General features: G+C 40.5%; 18 protein-coding genes. 4 read left to right on the forward strand and 14 right to left on the reverse strand.

The features are described from left to right. Positions 1-6: 6 nt before the first annotated feature. Positions 7-222: a hypothetical protein gene (locus F4W09_RS01970; RefSeq protein ID WP_151503835.1), complete on the reverse strand. Its 216-nt coding sequence runs from the start codon at positions 220-222 to the stop codon at positions 7-9. 116 nt (positions 223-338) lie between these two features. Further along, positions 339-1,154, reverse strand: coding sequence for a Rha family transcriptional regulator (locus F4W09_RS01975; RefSeq protein WP_151503836.1), 816 nt, complete (start codon positions 1,152-1,154; stop codon positions 339-341). Positions 1,155-1,667: 513 nt separating this feature from the next. Here F4W09_RS01975 and F4W09_RS17215 point away from each other — a divergent pair. The 4 genes from F4W09_RS17215 (at position 1,668) to F4W09_RS02005 (ending at position 5,578) form a co-directional block, all read left to right on the forward strand. After that, entirely contained in the window at positions 1,668-2,717 is a 1,050-nt protein-coding gene (locus F4W09_RS17215) for a radical SAM family protein (protein ID WP_215899314.1), read from the forward strand. Positions 2,718-2,756: 39 nt separating this feature from the next. Beyond that, on the forward strand, positions 2,757-3,722 hold the full coding sequence (locus F4W09_RS01990; protein WP_244948526.1) for a hypothetical protein: 966 nt from the start codon (positions 2,757-2,759) through the stop codon (positions 3,720-3,722). Beyond that, positions 3,712-4,455 carry a hypothetical protein gene (locus F4W09_RS01995; RefSeq protein ID WP_151503838.1) on the forward strand — a complete coding sequence of 248 codons (744 nt, stop codon included), beginning with the start codon at positions 3,712-3,714 and terminating at the stop codon, positions 4,453-4,455. The genes F4W09_RS01990 and F4W09_RS01995 overlap by 11 nt, the downstream gene beginning before the upstream one ends. A gap of 148 nt (positions 4,456-4,603) precedes the next feature. Further along, positions 4,604-5,578, forward strand: coding sequence for a hypothetical protein (locus F4W09_RS02005; protein ID WP_171492374.1), 975 nt, complete (start codon positions 4,604-4,606; stop codon positions 5,576-5,578). 471 nt (positions 5,579-6,049) lie between these two features. On the opposite strand, the gene F4W09_RS17080 is transcribed toward F4W09_RS02005, so the two are convergent. From F4W09_RS17080 to F4W09_RS02060, 12 genes are all read right to left on the reverse strand, one after another. Next, positions 6,050-6,211, reverse strand: a complete 162-nt coding sequence (locus tag F4W09_RS17080) for a hypothetical protein (RefSeq protein WP_165493925.1) — start codon at positions 6,209-6,211, stop codon at positions 6,050-6,052. Further along, positions 6,208-6,408: a TraR/DksA C4-type zinc finger protein gene (locus F4W09_RS02010; RefSeq protein ID WP_131321813.1), complete on the reverse strand. Its 201-nt coding sequence runs from the start codon at positions 6,406-6,408 to the stop codon at positions 6,208-6,210. Before F4W09_RS02010 ends, F4W09_RS17080 begins: the two co-directional genes overlap by 4 nt. Further along, positions 6,401-6,676 (reverse strand): ogr/Delta-like zinc finger family protein, encoded by a 276-nt coding sequence (locus tag F4W09_RS02015; RefSeq protein WP_151503841.1) that lies wholly within the window; start codon positions 6,674-6,676, stop codon positions 6,401-6,403. The genes F4W09_RS02010 and F4W09_RS02015 overlap by 8 nt, the downstream gene beginning before the upstream one ends. Before the next feature lie 141 nt (positions 6,677-6,817). Next, positions 6,818-8,125, reverse strand: a complete 1,308-nt coding sequence (locus tag F4W09_RS02020; RefSeq protein WP_151503842.1) for a contractile injection system protein, VgrG/Pvc8 family — start codon at positions 8,123-8,125, stop codon at positions 6,818-6,820. Further along, on the reverse strand, positions 8,122-8,562 hold the full coding sequence (locus F4W09_RS02025) for a phage tail protein (RefSeq protein WP_151503843.1): 441 nt from the start codon (positions 8,560-8,562) through the stop codon (positions 8,122-8,124). Before F4W09_RS02025 ends, F4W09_RS02020 begins: the two co-directional genes overlap by 4 nt. A 5-nt stretch (positions 8,563-8,567) precedes the next feature. Next, positions 8,568-11,144: a phage tail tape measure protein gene (locus F4W09_RS02030; RefSeq protein ID WP_151503844.1), complete on the reverse strand. Its 2,577-nt coding sequence runs from the start codon at positions 11,142-11,144 to the stop codon at positions 8,568-8,570. Positions 11,145-11,159: 15 nt separating this feature from the next. Beyond that, positions 11,160-11,297, reverse strand: a complete 138-nt coding sequence (locus F4W09_RS17375) for a GpE family phage tail protein (RefSeq protein WP_151503994.1) — start codon at positions 11,295-11,297, stop codon at positions 11,160-11,162. Continuing rightward, entirely contained in the window at positions 11,294-11,632 is a 339-nt protein-coding gene (locus F4W09_RS02040) for a phage tail assembly protein (RefSeq protein ID WP_151503845.1), read from the reverse strand. Before F4W09_RS02040 ends, F4W09_RS17375 begins: the two co-directional genes overlap by 4 nt. Before the next feature lie 62 nt (positions 11,633-11,694). Beyond that, positions 11,695-12,210, reverse strand: coding sequence for a phage major tail tube protein (locus F4W09_RS02045; protein ID WP_151503846.1), 516 nt, complete (start codon positions 12,208-12,210; stop codon positions 11,695-11,697). A 37-nt stretch (positions 12,211-12,247) separates the two neighbouring features. Then, a complete protein-coding gene (locus F4W09_RS02050) occupies positions 12,248-13,423 on the reverse strand; it encodes a phage tail sheath protein (protein WP_151503847.1) in 1,176 nt (391 codons plus the stop codon). Between the two features lie 103 nt (positions 13,424-13,526). Further along, entirely contained in the window at positions 13,527-13,940 is a 414-nt protein-coding gene (locus F4W09_RS02055) for a hypothetical protein (protein WP_044738544.1), read from the reverse strand. Further along, positions 13,940-16,459: a phage tail-collar fiber domain-containing protein gene (locus F4W09_RS02060; protein ID WP_151503848.1), complete on the reverse strand. Its 2,520-nt coding sequence runs from the start codon at positions 16,457-16,459 to the stop codon at positions 13,940-13,942. The genes F4W09_RS02055 and F4W09_RS02060 overlap by 1 nt, the downstream gene beginning before the upstream one ends. Between the last annotated feature and the right edge of the window lie 3 nt (positions 16,460-16,462).

Here is a 16,462-nt window from a genome sequence, read left to right on the forward strand (position 1 = left end):
TTTTCCTCATTTATTCTGTACCGCTTTGGAGATCCGCTCGACTTGATAGTGTAGCGTGTTAAAAAGAGCTGTTAACTCTTCACCCATAAGTGGGTGGTCTAAATGCATTTTTGTAAGTGCTGAAAGCGTAAGTTCTAAGTTTTCAAGTGGATACTGAATTTCTTCCAGTATTTGTTCGGCAGTCATATCTTTATGGCTGTTAATTTCGATTGTTGAATGCATTGCTCCCCCTGTCTATTGATCATGGGTTTATTTTCTAAAAAATCTGTACCGAAATATAGGGTAGTGCGACCTGTAATGTCGCACCACAACATGAATATGTAACTAATTCAAGTTTGCTATATAAGTAAGGCGCTGTGTGGCTTTGCTCTACTTTGGAATACGAAGCATCGGTACAGTGAACGGTCAATGGTGCTACGCACAGCGACAGAGTGGTCTATACACTGGGGGAATGGCGCAGTACTGGTTTTTAGCTGCTGCATAAGTTGCTTTTTGGGTGGCAAAGCTGGAATGCAGGCAAGCAGTTGGCTGAGGTTTAGCGCAATGGTGTTGGGCTTTGCACTGTGGTTGAGTTGGTCTATGCCGTAGTCGTAAATGAGCGACCAGATGTTTTGCAGCACTGGCGATGCACCCAACGGACACAGGCAGGCGATAGGCACAATTTCCTTTTGTAGTTTGTGCTGATGAAACCAAAGGACTTCGGCAGTTTCGATAATGCCCTGAGCATTAGTCAGGAGTTGGCTGACGCTGAGTTGCGGACCGCCCGACACCAGTTGAACAATGGCACCTGTTTTTAGTTCGTCCCCACAAATGTGTTGGTTTTGCAGTTGGGTTGCCATGTGGTTGAAGGCTTGGATGTAGGCTTCTTTTATTTGGGCTGCTTTTGCGCCAGTAAAACCCATAACTAAAAAGATAAAGCCGTCTTTGGTCATTTCATAATATTTGGAATCGCGGGTGACAGCTCCAGCCTGAATAGGTTGCACGTGGGCTGAAAAGTTAGCCCACGTGAATTCAGGCGAACATTCTAGGTTTTCAATTTTCTGTAGAACGTTTTTATGGTGCTTACCAAAGTATTCGGCAACTTTTAAGCTGTCGGTTTTGATGAGGTCGTTTTGTATATAGACCGCATGTTCGATGTCGATAAGTTCGTTCATGATTATGCTCCCCAAAATAGAATGGAGAAGGTCATGGCAGCCATGCTTATAAATACAGTGGCTTCGACAAAGTTCTTGAGCAGTTTTTGGTGTTTGAGTTTTCTTTGGCGTAGGAGGTACGCGTTTAGATCGTAGATGGGAGTGTGTTCTTGTACTTTATTTTGCGTGCACGAATGCGTAGAAGCGAATGTTTTCATTGGCTTGTCCTGTTAGTCAAGTTTTAAACCTGACACCATCACTTTCCTAGGGTAATGGTGGCAGACTGAACAAGGCTAGGAAAACCGTTCTAACAGTAACGGCCAGCGCGAAGCTGCCTCATCCAGCCTACCAAAAAAGGCGTAGCCGAATTTTACGCAAAAAAATAGCCGCATGGGCGGACTTTTTTACGCCTGTTAGATTATGCAGGTTTCCTAGGCCTGACCACAGATTTTGCTGTGGTAAATTTAGAGTAGCTTAGATACTATAAGGGAGTCAATACTTTATAAAAAATTATGAATTGGGTGGGGTTTTGGGGTGAGTAATATTAATAAAATTAGCTTAGATGAAATTTCAACGAATTTAATAAAACAGAAAGAAAACTTATTAAATATTCTAGAAGTTCTCAAAGTTAATGTTGTTGAAAGTAAATTTGATAATATTGAAACTATTACCGAACTTGTTTATTTTTCAGGTTTTAATATTGATTTGGCAGTTGAACTAATTAATAAAACTGATGACCTTGAATTCTCAGACTATGATTTTATTATCAATAGAATTCATGCAAATAATGACCATATTGAATATCTTTATATTTTAATTGAAAAGAAGGATTTCACAACAGGTGGTTGGACTGAGCAAATAAGAGTGATTTTTAATAATATTCAAGAAATATGTATAAATATAGAAAAGAATAAAAAAGTTGAAGAACTTAGGAACTATAAAATTGAAGCTGAAAATTTAATTCTAAGCCTTAAAGATGAACAAGAAAATCTAAGAAAAAAGGTTAATCAGGTTGATATTATTTCTAATGATCTAAAAAATAAGGAAGTACACAAAATATTCGAAGATGACTCTGAAAAGTTTAAGAATTTAGCTAGACTTTATGAAATTGCATTTTATGTAGCACTGGCATTTTTATTTTTATATTTCTTTGGTTGGTATATAGAGGTTGATACAGCAAACGTTAAATTTAAGTTTGCAGAACAGTTCCATGGGAATCATACACCTACGTTCTATGTGCAAAAAATTTCTTTACTTATTCTTTCTACTACGCTTGCTGCTTTCCTTTTAAAGCGTTCATTTATGAACCGTCGTTTAGCTGATGATGCTTACCGCACAGCAAAAGAGCTGGATGCACTTCCACGCTATATGGAAGGTATGCCTGAAGAAATGAAAGAAAAAATTCGCTTTGACCTTGCTTATAAGTACTTTGGGAATGGTATTCACCATGAAAGTTATACAGGTGGTGAAAACTTGATGCATGAAAACATTAAGGCAAATACTGACTTTATAAAAGCAGTGAAGGATTTGACACCAAAGGTGGAAGTGCCGAAGGTGGATAAAGCTCCGAAAGATGCGGCTTGATTGGTCAGTTTTAATAGATTTGTATTGTAGGTTTTTATTATGTTAGAGGGTGGTTTTGGCGTGAATATGAATTTTGGTATAGATGTAAATGGAGAAAATGAGAAAAGAGAAAAAATATTCCAGGAAAATAAGACACAAGTTTTTGAAAACCTAAATTATATTAAAAATAAAATTAATGATGAGGATTTATTGGTTATTGTTCGAAATCTAATTAAAGAATTGGAGAAATACAATAGTATTAATAATTCTTTACTTTTTCAGGCAATTCTTGATTTAATGGATGATACTTTAAAAGACTTTAATGAATCTTTAGCTAATGAAAATAAAGAGTTTATTGAGAAGGTTAGGGGGGACTTGTTAGCAATTAATAGCTTGTTAGATGCTTATATTACTTCTGGTCGGCATTTTCAGCATGTGTTAGTAGAATATTTAGGTAAAGCATATAAAGAAGTAAGTAATGAAGTTTCAAGCTTTAGAAGAGCGCGAGCAATTGCAGATAATGCACTGACCGAGAATATTTATCATAATGCTGTAGAAAAATATCGTGGTTTAGAAATGGGCTATAGAACATATTTTTATAGAGCAATTGGAATTACTATTGGGCTTTCACTATTAGGTTTATTTTTAAAAAATTGGTTAGTTACTGAATATTTAGGAAATATCGAGTTTTGGGTCCTAAAACTTTCAATCCTTGCTGTAGGTATTACCTTAATTACTTATTTCTTAAAACAATCTGCTCACTACCAGCGCCTTGCCGACCAAAACTACCAAACTCAAGTAGAGCTGCAAGCATATCCAAGTTTTATGGAAAGCATACCAACAGAAGAAGCAGCTTCTGTGCGTAAAGAACTCGCATTGAAATATTTTGGCCGTGAAATAGATGGAGCTGCTCATAAAGACATGAGTAACCTGATCTCTGACCAAATGAAAAGCACAACGGAAATGGTGAAAGCTGCGACTGATGTGTTGACGTTAAAGCAGAAAGGGGGAAGTAATGGCGGTTAATTTGAATGGTGACTTAGATGCGACCCAAGTATTCCTAAAAATTTTAGAACAAAATTATGGCCTAGAACTTATCTATGCTTTGATCGTTATTGCCGCGTTGGTGGCATCTACTTATTTCATTGCTAAATCTGGTGTGGTCGCAGGAATAAGAGACTATTCAGACCACAGAAGAAAAAAGCGTAACGAACAAATTACTGAGCAAGAAAAGCTTTTAGAAGATGAGTTTTTAAAAGAATATGCTAGTGAATTGGAGTACCACGTTAAGGTTTCAAAGCTTGAAAATTATCTCAATATTAAAAATAAAGATTTAGATTTGCTGGCACTTATTATGTCGTGTCGTGACCGAGTAAAAGCGGTAAGGCTGTTTAAAATAGGAAAAGATTATCTTGAAAAGGATGAAGAAACCAATCTATATAAATTAAAGCCTAAGTATACTGAGAAGAAATTAAAGTCTGATTCTTTATGGGGTACATTTTGGTACATTCTTATTAATATATTTGGGGCAAGCCCTTTAATTTTAATGATACTTCTTCCTGTCCTTTACAAAGAAAAGGCTCCAGCAATTTCAAGTAGTGTATTCACTGTAGTGTTTCTCTTTTTTATCGCGGTTTTCATATTTTCTTTGTATGTACTTTGGGGCTTTTTAAAACCAGAAGCTGCACAGAATTTTTTAAAACTAGAAAAAATTAACAAAGATAAAAGTAAAAGAAATGCTTTAGACGAAGCTGCTTAAAAGGGTTGATACATTACCTTTTGCATAATGTATTTGCATTTGTTTTGGGTGGAATAAGATAAATTAATGGGCAAGAGAAGGGCTTAGTGGATGCTAAATAAATTAGAGAAATCTTTGGAAACGACTTTATTAGGGTTTAAGAATTAAGATGACATTAAATTCTCAAATTAGGATGGACCAAATTTTAACTGAATTTAAAGGTTTTTATCAGTTATTTCTTGATGGAAAAGTTATTTTTCCTGATGACTATTCTGAAAATGATAAAATTGAGTTCAAGTCAGGAATGGATAGTTGTGCGAGAACTCTCCAAGACTTTTATAGGTTTTTGCAAGATAATAAAAATTTAATAGATGAAGTATTAGATCAATATATCTCTGAGAAATTAGATTCATTATCCGTTTACCATATTAGAAAATTAAAGTTTGGTAAAGATGGAAAATTTATTTATGGAGATAAATGGATACCTACTAATGTTATGGGTTGGCTAGATGAATATAAAATTTTTGCATCAAACTTTATTAGTCAAAAAATGTCAGCTAAGAAGATGATTGATGATGAAGTGAGTGTGTTACGCAGTAAAATTGAAAACTATACAGCAGCCCAAATTTTTGAAGGAAATTTAGAGGCTTATAATATTTATAACACGAGCAGTAAGAATAATTTTAATTTAGCAATTTTTTTTGAACTCCTCTTTATTGCGGTTCTAATTGGTGCAGGTATTTTTACGTATGCGTCGTTTGAAAAATATCAGTCATTAGAAACACTTATGAATACACAGTCAATAATTTTTTTTATTGTCTCCAAAATTTTTATGACTGGTATTGTTGTTGCGCTCTGTACTTATTTTATTAAGCGTTCATCTCAACATAGAAAGATGGCACAGATTGAGCAGTCTACAGCTTTAGAGTTAAAAGCTATGGGACCTTATTTAAAAGGTGTATCAGACGAAAAGATTGAAGAAGTAAAGTTATCACTTATATCGAAGTATTTTGGTGTTACAAGAGTTGAAAATGAAGATTTTCATATCAATGAGGCTTTATTAAATAATTTAAAAGCAGCATCAGAAATTCTTAAAGCTAGTTCAGAAGCTGCTAAGTCTGTTGCAGATGTTGCTAAAAAGTAAACCATATAAAAGCTCGAAAACGAGCTTTTAAATGAACATTAAGAATGCTTATGGCAGTTAAAACCATAATTTTAGTGCTGCAATAATATACGAACATCGCCAGATGATCATGCACAATAAAATGAGAATACTAACTTTCCAGTAGCCATATTTTTCCATGATTACCTCAAAACTTTTGATGATTAATGCTATACTTTCAGACATGATTTGATCCTTAGTCGTGTAGGGATTGAATACAGAAACCTCAAAGACTCTGAATCTTTGGGGTTTTGTTTTGTCTGATGAGTCTATTTTTGAAAGAAGCATTTTTCACGGACTTCAATTTGTAAGAGGGGATGCTACAAATTGAGATTTTTATTTTTGAATGTGATTTGCTAAGTGAAATACGATTTAACTAATGAAATATAAGAAAAAAATACCGACAGAAATACAGCCGATTAACGTCCCCATTAAAAAAGGATAAAGCCACATTTACACCTCCTTGACTTTAACCTTTACCGTCAAACGCTCAATTACGCTATATTCCTGTTTCAACATGCTTTGCATACGAATGTACTGGTAATCCAGCATCATCCATAAAACCAGCAAAGCCACCACAAACAAAACAATGAACAGCACTGCAAAAGAAATCATCGGTATAAACTCCGTTTCAGTTCCAAATTACTCTGGCAAGCCACACACAAAGTCACAGCACCATACTTCTGACGCTCTGGTGGAATGTCATTGCCACATTCTTCACACTCGGTAAGAGAAGGCTTTGAATAATCTTTAGGTTGAATTTGAACTTGTTCTAACTGGCGTTGTTGCGCGATATCGATAATGTCAGCCATGACGACTCCGAAGTTGACGTGGATCATGGCTAACGACTGATTTAGCAATAGCACATGGGGCAAGGGGAAGCATGACTTCAGGGTTAGGCATAGCAGAAGGAGAAATAGTGGCAGCCCACTCCATATGCGCCCGACCAGTCCAACCACACTCTAGGTTTTGACACTGACCGTACAGGGTTTTTAAAAGAGCATTTTCAATGTGAGAATGACGGATGATGACTTTAAAACCGCAATGCGGACAGGTGTTCTGATTTCTTGTATTTGCCATGAAGTACCTTTTATAGGTTTATATTTTTAATTGTATAATAAAAGTATTAAATATAGTGCTTTTATATTGATAAATGTATTAAATAACGTTATTTTAAATAGACCCTCTTTATAGCTGCCTGTGAACAACTGGCAGCTTTTTTTATGTCGCACCTTTGGCTTTTTGAATACGTGCCCATTCACGTTTCACTGCCACTTGCGCGGTTTTTTTAGATTTATAAGTTCGCACCAAAATTAAGGGCTGACTTTGATCTCCCACAGTTAAGACCTGTGGTTTAGGTTTTGCCGAGTACCAAGTTTTCACGCCTGTATAAGTCTTATAGTTTTTCGCCTTTCTTTGCCCTGAATGGGTCTTAGTTTTTTTCTCTTGCTCAATTTTAGTGGTGTCATCAAACAACACAGACACATCATCTGCATTGGGCAATTGCACCTCAAGCTCTATGCGAGTGGTATAGCCAGAAGACTCATTTAAATCATGGGTAATGGTTTTGCCGAGCCAAACAATTTCATCAATTTGTGCCTTTAAACCCACAAAAGAAAACTCTTGTTCCGGGAGTAAATCTGGTCGACCTTTTGCCAAGGTATAAGACAGTGAAAGCTCTGCACGTTTACAGCGTTTTAACTCTGCCAAAGCTGCTAGTTCAGCAGTTTTTTTATCCCGATGAATAAAGCGGATCTCTTTGGGGTTGTCGGTATGGCTGCCAACAACGACATAGAGTTTTTCACCCTTTTGAGGGTTGTGATAATAGGCTTTCACACATTCCACTTTGTCGTGACTTTGACCGTATGAATAACTGTGTTGGTCGCCATCGGTTCTGACCAATTCAACTGCGGGCAGGCTAAGTCCTGAACTGGTTTGAGCTTCACCAATGGGCAGTAGTAGCAGGGTATTATTTTTGACCGTGGCAATGGCATCGTGTTCATCGGCTATGCGCGTCATAATGTTGGCATCGGAATCGTTCTGGTCGATGTGTGAAACCAAGCGGCTGCTTAAGCTGGCATGCACCAATACCTTTAAACCATATTCAAACGCCAATGCCTGAAATATCTCACTGACTGTTTGTTGATGGAAAGATCGTTCTCGCTTTTGTCTGAAGGCTTCGGCAAGGTCGGTACTTTCTGCCGAAATTCTGAGTACATCGGGTGCACCAGAGTGTGAACCACCAGTGACCAGATAAGTACCTTTATAGATTAAACCTGTATCTGACCAACCGAGCCAGACTTTCATTTCTGCACCGACAGAAGGAATATCTAAAGCATGGTCACTGTCGTCTAAAGTCAGATCGACACTGTCGGCCACCATGCCTCGGTTGTCTTGCAAGGTCAGCCCGATCAGCCGTGAAGCAAGGGTAGATGAAATATCAACGTCATTTACAGTAATGCGGTAAATAGCATGCGGGTAATTGCTGAGGTTTGAATAGGGCGTTGTATTTGATGGAAGGAAGCTCATAGGAATAAGCCTCCTAAACTTAACAATGCCTGACCTGTAGGACCAATCAATTTCTTGGTGGTGTCTTCGGTGATGGTTAGAGAAATACTAAAGCTGATTTTTCGGGTACCGCCATTATGGAAAAAGTTGGAACGAGTTTCCTGAACTTCTTTAATGACCACCAGACCGTAAATTTTGCCTGTGCCTTCAATCAGAATGTATTGCTTGCCTGTGTCGCCCATATTACGCAGCATATCCAACGAGTTTTGATAGCCCGTAATTTCAGGATAGATGCCTCCAGATAAGTTAATGGTTTCTTCATCTTTGCCTGTGAACTGATATGCAGGGGTATTCCCGACACGGTTATTGCTTGGGTGTCGCCATGCAGTCGTACGTTGTAGATCCTGATAGGAAACGGTAGAAAGTTCAAATACAAATAATCCTAAAGCCATCATCATGTGCACTACTCCCGATCGGTCAACATACGACGAAGTTGGGCATTGCGCTGCCGATCACGCTGCTCTAAGGCTTGACGTACTTCATTGGCTGCATTGTGCAGTGGTCCTTGTCCACTGGTATTGATGTGGATTTGAATGCTGTCACTGTTGGTAATGCTGATGCTTCTTGGGCTTTGAATGGCAGCAACACGTTGGAATTTTGGGGCTTGTTGGCTGCGGTCACTTTGTCCATTGAGGTGCTTTGCAGGTACAGGTTTTTCAGTGAGTCCAACCGTGTCTATAAAAGGTCGCTTCATACCTGAGCCGACAATAGGCATGGAGGTATCGAAAATGCCGAGGGTTTGTTTGAACTGGGTTTGCAGTGCTGGAGTACGGTTATTTAGCCCAACCCCAATGCCATCGACAATATGACCACCCATGCCTGCCATGACACGGCTGGGGGAGTGAATATCCATTTTCTTACGCATGAAGTCGGGCATGTAGTTGGTAATTTCAGACCATATATTTTTTAGTCCAGGGAACATGGATTCTATGCCGTTGATTAAGCCTTTAATCAACATGGAACCGAAGCCAGTGAATTGCTTAGGTAAATCGATTCCGAACCATGAAAGGACATCTGCAAAGGCAGAATAGAAAACGCCTAAAGGCGACCAGTTCAGGATGAGCGCGGTAACACCTAAAATACCGCCATTGAATGCGGTTTCGATTGTGGACCAAATACCTGTAAAAAATCCCGATATAGGCTCCCAATTCCTATAGATGAGATAAGCTGCCCCTGCGATTGCAGCAACTACACCTAAAATGATGAGTCCTACAGGTGAGAAAATTGCACCCAAAGCACCGAAGCCTATGCCAAGTACACTAAAGGTCATTTTTAAAATGGCGAGTGGACCGAGTAAGGTAGTAATGCCTAAAGCGAGGGCAGAAATACCCCCCAATAAAATAATGCCACCAACGGCAACTTTAGTCAGTGTAGCTGCCAAAGCTGGGTTTTCTTTTGCCCAGTTCCGCACATCATTGGTAAAGGAACGGACTTTAACAATGACTTTATTCAGTGGAGGAAGTAACACGTTACCAATATCAATGCCTAAAGCAGCGACACTATTTTTGAGCAACTGAATATTATTGGCAGAGGTTTCTGCACGAGCTGCATATTCTTGCTCCATAGAGCCTGCATATTTGCTTTTGTCTGCTACTAAGCCTAAATTCTTTTCCAATGCGCTCATGTTGGTGAGTAGTGGAGCAATGGCACTTAAAGATTCTTTGCCGAACAGATCGGAGAGTACGGCAGCTTGTTTGTATTTTTCTAAGGTCGCAATTTTCTTGAGTACCATGAGGGTTGTGCCATTAGCATCTTGCTGCATGTCTTTTGCGACTTTGCCGTAATCTAGACCAAGTTCTTTATAGGCTGCGATTTGTCCTTTCGTTGCAGACTCACCCGCGACTAAAGCCAGCATGGTGTTTTTAATCCCTGTTGCTGCAATTTCTTCTTGAATGCCCATGCCTCGCAAGGTTGCACCAAGAGCAGCAATACTGGAAGCAGCATAGCCACCCACTTCACCTAAAGGTCCAATACGTTGCACAATTTCCAAAATGCCTTTGGCTGCGGCAGGTGTGTTATTACCAAGATAGTTAATCTGGTCGGCAAGGGTGGTGACTTGAGCTTGTGACATACGAAAGGCCGTACGTAGCTCTGCCATGGATTGACTTGACTCTTCTGCGGAAATATCGAAAGCGACACCCATTTTCACGGCTGTTTCAGCAAAGGTGGTCAATTCCTTACTGGCAATGCCTGACTGTGCACCTGCTGCGACAATAGCCGCAATGTCTTTGGCTGCCATGGGCAAGCGTGTCGACATTTCGACAATTTCATTGTTAATGGTTTTGAACTCGGCTGCCGTGCCGTTAAAAACCTTTTTGACATCGGCCAAGGATGATTCATAGTCGATTGCCAGTTTGACAGGTACGGTCATGGTTGCAGTTGCAACACCTGCAACCATTAAGCCTTTTTTGGCGAAGTCTGAACCTTTTTGCAGGATGGCTTGGGTTTTGGCAAAACGCTTTTGAGCCTCACTATTTTTGTCTAGCTCATTGCGATGTTTATTTAACTTCATGGTGGTTTGGTGGATTTTGTCTTTCAGGGCACTTTCTTCATCGCTTAATTGCTCTACACCTTTGGATAGCTTATCGACGTTCATCCCAGACTTTTGTAGGGCTTGGATATGTGACTGTAATTCACTGCGTTGAGTGGCTTCGGTGGATTTAAGTCGACGAATGCCTTGTTCAAGATTCTTGATTTTGTTGAGCTGAGTTTCTGTCAGTGTATTGCCACTTTTCTGCAAAGTTTGTAGTTGTTTTAACTCGCTACGGTATTCTTTTGCTTTATTGGTTGTAGCTTCTAATGCCGTTTGGGTTTCTTTATAACGGTTGATATTGCCTTGCTGATCTTGCAAGGCTTTAAGTTCGGTACGGGTTTGTTTGAAGGCGCTGCTGAGGTCATGTGAACCCCCAATAATCGCCTTCATAGGTCCTGTGATTCTGTCTTTTGCATCAAAAAGAACTTGTAAATTTAAGGTCGACATTGGTGGGTGTTACCTTTACTCGTGGGTTTGGTTACGCTCTAAAGCCTTTTGGTGCCACATAAACAAATCACTTAAACTCATATCTGCGAAGTCTCGTGGCGACCAATGAAAGATCAGAGCGATGTTTGCGATGACATCTGGAATGCTGTCTATAACTGGATATCGGTCGCTGCACGCTGCGACTTCGGCATCAAAAAATAGATGATGTGTCCTGCAATTTGTCCCAGATCGACAGGGTCAATCAGTGGCATGGCTTCACGAGGGATTTGTGGCCAAACACATTTGGGAATGACTTGGCAAATGGCATTTACATCGGAACGGTAAATGTCTTGTAGGGACAATCCCGCAAGTGCCACTGTGCCTGGTTTACGAATGATGACTTCGGTAATGGTTTGCCCACCGACTTGAATAGGGGTTTCAAGGGTGTATTTGGCTTCGTTCGGGTTTTGAATAGCAGCTAGGTTTTCAGCTTGTTGTTGCGTGGTCATGTTTATAAATTCCTGAATATGAAAAGAGTCCTACTGCATGACGTGATGCAGTAGGTAAGGCATTACAGTCCGCAGGCTTTGCGCTGCGCTTCTAAACGGTCGACGCCATTGACGAATTCTTTCATCGCCAAAATATCAATTTCGATTTCTTTCTTGCCGTTGACTGTGAGCTTGTAATAGGTCCATTTGGTTTTGATGGTTTGTTCGGTGTCATCACCTGGCTTTTGTGTGCCCATGTTGATTTCTTCATGTCGACCGCGAAGTACAACTTCGACAGGAGTGACAGCACCCGTGTCATCTTGTTGGTAAGCACCAGCGAAGCGCAGCAAGACACCAGAGACAGAGGTAATGCCGTATTGACGAATTGAGGTTAGGTTGAGTCCACCAACTTTCCATTCAAAGTCGATAGAGTCTTCAGACATACCTTGATCGATCGCGACTGGAGCATTCATGCCACCACCACGCCAGTTCTCAAAGTTACGTCCTAGGGTGGGTAGGGTGCATTCAGCGATTTCACCCACTAATGATTCAGCATCATTAAACAGGTTCAGGTTTTTAAGTTTGTTTGGTAGTCCCATGTGTTTTACTCAAATAAGGGGTGGACAAATCACAGCGTTATGCCGTGATCCGTGCGCCAAAATCTGCAAGATAGTCGTCTGTGATCATTTGGTAGAAACCTAGATCTTCGAGAGGTGGAACAGGACCGTAGTCATAAGACAGTCGGAATTTGCCAGCTTTGAGGTTTTCAACAGGGTTCTTGGTTTCGTCATACCAAGCCTCACCACCCATGAGATAGCCGTTATTGGTCAGGTCACTGAGTTTGGCGCGAATGCCTTCAATCAGGTCACTTGCCAATGATGGATGCAATGGTTTATCGACTGCCCACATGTGTGCTTCGGCAATTGTGTCGGCAATAATCTGCGCGGTACGGGTATAGTTCTCGAAAGGAAATAGACCGTCAGTGTCGCAGGTACGTGAACCCCAGAAGCGGAAGCCATCTTCACGGATCAGTGTGGTGATGCCATTTGAGTTGAGGTAGTCGGCATCGGTTCCTGTTTGTTGTAAGTCCCACCAGACATCTTTGTTGATACCGACCACACCATTGACCGCCACATTGGAAATGACTTTGTGCCAACCTGTCAGGTTGTCGATTTTGGCACGTAGACCTAGCGCATAAGCCACAGGGGAAATGGCTTCGTTTTGGGATATTTCCGTGTTGAAGCGGATGAACTGTGGCCAGATGAGCATAAGCTCGCGGGCTGTAAAGGATTCACGATAAGCCACCACTTCTTCTTTTGTTTCGCAGCCATAGGCGTATGCATAAGCAAATGCGCGTAGCTTTTGTGCAGTGCTTACAAGTGCAGTGGTTACAGCTTGGGTATCAAGTCCTGGTGCACCAATGAGGCGAGGGGTGACGCCAAGTTTTGCTTTGGCTGTAAGCAAAGCTTTTAAGCCTGTGTATTGACCTGCTGCTGTGGTGGTGCCAATGACAAGCGAGCTTTGTTCTGCTTCGGTTTGTGCACTATCTACACGGACTACCACTACGGTCGTGTTAGTCTGATCGACAATTGCTTGTAGTGAAGATTTTAATGTACCAAGTACACCAGCTTTACCAATTACACTTTGGATATTGGTGACAAGCACAGGTGTATTTAGTGGAAACAGCGTAGCATCGGCATCTGAAGCAATTGCAATTAAGCCAATAATACTGGTAGCCACCGTTCGGATGGAACGTGTACCGTTATTGACTTCTGCAACTCGGACACCGTGGTGATATTCATCTAATGCCATAGGGCAACCTTTTGTTGATGTTCTAGTTCAACAAAAGGCTTGCATATAAAACCCCACGTTTTAAGCGTGGGGTTTTGTAAGAGGGTATGCTACAAATTCAAATTTAGAGAGTAGAGGCATAAAACCACATTTCATCGACTTGCTTAGCAGTTAAATTCAGAAATCCAAGCATATATTGAACAGATTGATTACTACGTTCGAACCGTTCTGATTCGTTGTATTCAATTTGAATACGGGTCTTGAGGGTTGGATCTTCAATTGTATTGATGGTCTGCTCGACGGTTTCGAGTAGGTTATTTTCCAATAATGCCAATTTAAACTGACGACGGGTGAGTGATTGGAATTGAGCCAGTCGAAGCTGTTCTTTTTCTTCATCACTGAGATAGTTTTGTGGATTGAGATGGCGATCAATTTCATCTGTGGTCATTGCTACAAATTCATCTGTAATTAAATCATCTTGTGAACCATCTGCTTCGAAAGCATAGACTTCACCTGTAGGGTTCTTAAAGTATTTCATTATCTTAACTCCGACCAGAATGCGATGGTGTTGGCTGTACTTGTCACACTATAGGTTGCACCTGCTGGAACAATGGCCTGAACTGCTGCACCACCACCAACTTGGTTTTGACGACCACGATCTACAGCAACTCCACCAACTGTAAGCGTCATTTCACCTTGGTTACTCTGCTCCCATGCGACAGATACCATGATGGGTTTACCTGTAGAATTGGTGTACGTAGTCGCAAGTGAACGACTTGCTGTTAAGTTTTGCCATGTTTGGCCAACACCTAAGCCAACTGTATCGATAGAAATATTACCTGAGCCATCGAAAGTGGCTGAACCTGTAATGGCACCTGTCAGGGCAATAGTACGCGCTGTTTGCCATTTGGATGCACTCGCGGCATTGCCAATGAGATCTCCTTCAAATTTGATCGCATACATTGACCCAATTGTCTTGATATCACCTTTTGAGTAAATTCCATTCGCTGGAACTAATGATGCATCTGCATATGCATTCGATACTAATAAGCCGCCTACATTAATATTTTGAGCAGAACCAGAATTAAAAAAGCCGACCGCTACGGCAGAATTCATCCCATTTTTAAGTGTAATTGAGGCATTAAAAGTCACTACCCCTGTAATGGTTCCACCTGTCAAAGCAAGCTTTGTATCATCAGCGATTGTAATATTTTCTGAACCATCAAAATTGACACCATTAATTGACCGTGCAGTAGCAAATTTGGTTGCAGTCGCGGCATTGCCTGTAATGTTACTGTCAGTGAAAGCAAACTCTTTCCAGCCTGACCATGTAGAACCTGCATTCGAGGTAATACGGTAAGCGATTCGCTGGTTGTTTAGACTAGTATAGATTTGTCCACGGTAACCGTTAGAACCACCTGCATCTAGAACATTCAAATTTCCGACATTATTTGTAAAGGGGAAGTTATTTGCCGTTGTTGCACTGGCAAAAGTGTCATTACCATAGTTCGCAGGGGCCGTCAGATTATTGATGTCGGCTACCAATGATTGTGTACGAATAGCAGTACCAATACCAAAGTCGCCTGACTTTAAAATAGCATTCGGATTTTTATCTAATGTGGATGTAGTGACATTTTTACTAGCAGCATCACCTAAATCTGAATTAACGACTAATGTTTGCGAACCTGTTTTTAATGGCAATGAGAACGATGCAATTTGACCACTTCCAGAGCCTAATGTTGATTTAGGACGTACAGCAAAATATGGATAACCACTGTCTGAACATTCAATGATGGCACCATGCTCACCTGCGGTATTCGGTGAAAATTCCAGTCGAGGATATGCATTACGATCAATTCTTAAAACTTGAGAGGATGCCGTACCTGTTAAAACAGGAGATGCTAGTGGGGCTTTTTCATCTTGCAGTTTTTTACCCTGTGCAGCCGTTAATGCCTGATCGGTAGCAGTGCTGGTTAAGGAGTCATTTAATTGCACTACACCACTTTGATTAACTGAAGCGGAACGAATGTTCTGTTGCGAAATACCTGTAATTTGTCCTTTATCATTGACCGTGATGGATGGAATTTGAATGGTTGAGGTATAAGTTCCTGCAACCACACCAGAATTGGCCAATGTTAAAATACAAGATGCATTTGCTGAACCATCAATGGAAAATGAACCAGTTGCTGCACCTGAAAAACTAACAGTACGTGCTGTTTGCCATTTGGATGCACTCGCAACATTGTCGGTGAGGGTAGCTAAGGTTTGGCTCCCTGTTTTGTTGGGAAAATAGAAAATAGCAATTTGCCCTGTTGAACTATTCAATGTTTCTTTAGGACGAATGGCAAAGTATGGCATTCCAGATGGAGCCATTTCTAAGATTGCGCCATTGGTTGCCCCCTTCGGTTTGAATTGGAGGGATGGGTAAGATGTATTTTCATTGCCTGCAACTAAAACTGGTGCTGAGATTCCACCTGTGAAATCTGCACCTGCAAGTGCTGCTTTTTCATCTTGAAGTTTCTTACCTTGCTTGGCAGTCAACGGTTTCGTTGCATCATTGGTGGTCAGGTTATCCACCAATTCATTACGACGAAGATAATTGGTATCGACCCATGCTCTAGTCGCGTAAATTAATGAATTATCTAAATAGAGTGCGATAACTTCAGCATTTTGAATATTAATAACGAGCTTCAGCGCAATTTCACGTGCGCCACCTTCATCGGCTAAAGGTTTGTAGGTTGGTGGATAGTTGGCATTCACCACCATGGTCGAACCTGCATAAAGCCCAAGTTCACGAATATAGAAACCACCTGTAGTTGAAGGAATAATAGCTTCACAGACGATTTGATTGGTGTTGTTTGGATTGATCTCGACTACATTGAGAGCGATACGAGCTTTTTCATTTACTAATGCAGTTCGCGTTTCTAAAGGAGTAGGCACTGAGCCATTGCCATCCCCAACCGCAATATGAGAATAGTTGATTTTATTATTGAGGGTTGCACTGGCAATCAGTGCTTTACCGTTATTGGTTAAAATACCTTTGTAGGTTGCTGCCATATT

This window comes from Acinetobacter tandoii, from assembly GCF_008867985.1.
Lineage (GTDB): Bacteria > Pseudomonadota > Gammaproteobacteria > Pseudomonadales > Moraxellaceae > Acinetobacter > Acinetobacter tandoii.

What these genes read in the sequence shown, in the direction of transcription:
- F4W09_RS01995 (WP_151503838.1), top strand. Translation starts at nt 3,712, where the DNA reads ATGGCGGTTAATTTGAATGGTGACTTAGATGCGACCCAAGTATTCCTA.
- F4W09_RS01990 (WP_244948526.1), top strand. Translation starts at nt 2,757, where the DNA reads ATGTTAGAGGGTGGTTTTGGCGTGAATATGAATTTTGGTATAGATGTA.
- F4W09_RS01975 (WP_151503836.1), bottom strand. Translation starts at nt 1,154, where the DNA reads ATGAACGAACTTATCGACATCGAACATGCGGTCTATATACAAAACGAC.
- F4W09_RS02060 (WP_151503848.1), bottom strand. Translation starts at nt 16,459, where the DNA reads ATGGCAGCAACCTACAAAGGTATTTTAACCAATAACGGTAAAGCACTG.
- F4W09_RS02005 (WP_171492374.1), top strand. Translation starts at nt 4,604, where the DNA reads ATGACATTAAATTCTCAAATTAGGATGGACCAAATTTTAACTGAATTT.
- F4W09_RS02025 (WP_151503843.1), bottom strand. Translation starts at nt 8,562, where the DNA reads ATGATGATGGCTTTAGGATTATTTGTATTTGAACTTTCTACCGTTTCC.
- F4W09_RS02040 (WP_151503845.1), bottom strand. Translation starts at nt 11,632, where the DNA reads ATGACCACGCAACAACAAGCTGAAAACCTAGCTGCTATTCAAAACCCG.
- F4W09_RS02015 (WP_151503841.1), bottom strand. Translation starts at nt 6,676, where the DNA reads ATGGCAAATACAAGAAATCAGAACACCTGTCCGCATTGCGGTTTTAAA.
- F4W09_RS17080 (WP_165493925.1), bottom strand. Translation starts at nt 6,211, where the DNA reads ATGATTTCTTTTGCAGTGCTGTTCATTGTTTTGTTTGTGGTGGCTTTG.
- F4W09_RS02050 (WP_151503847.1), bottom strand. Translation starts at nt 13,423, where the DNA reads ATGGCATTAGATGAATATCACCACGGTGTCCGAGTTGCAGAAGTCAAT.
- F4W09_RS02045 (WP_151503846.1), bottom strand. Translation starts at nt 12,210, where the DNA reads ATGGGACTACCAAACAAACTTAAAAACCTGAACCTGTTTAATGATGCT.
- F4W09_RS01970 (WP_151503835.1), bottom strand. Translation starts at nt 222, where the DNA reads ATGCATTCAACAATCGAAATTAACAGCCATAAAGATATGACTGCCGAA.
- F4W09_RS02030 (WP_151503844.1), bottom strand. Translation starts at nt 11,144, where the DNA reads ATGTCGACCTTAAATTTACAAGTTCTTTTTGATGCAAAAGACAGAATC.
- F4W09_RS02055 (WP_044738544.1), bottom strand. Translation starts at nt 13,940, where the DNA reads ATGAAATACTTTAAGAACCCTACAGGTGAAGTCTATGCTTTCGAAGCA.
- F4W09_RS02010 (WP_131321813.1), bottom strand. Translation starts at nt 6,408, where the DNA reads ATGGCTGACATTATCGATATCGCGCAACAACGCCAGTTAGAACAAGTT.
- F4W09_RS02020 (WP_151503842.1), bottom strand. Translation starts at nt 8,125, where the DNA reads ATGAGCTTCCTTCCATCAAATACAACGCCCTATTCAAACCTCAGCAAT.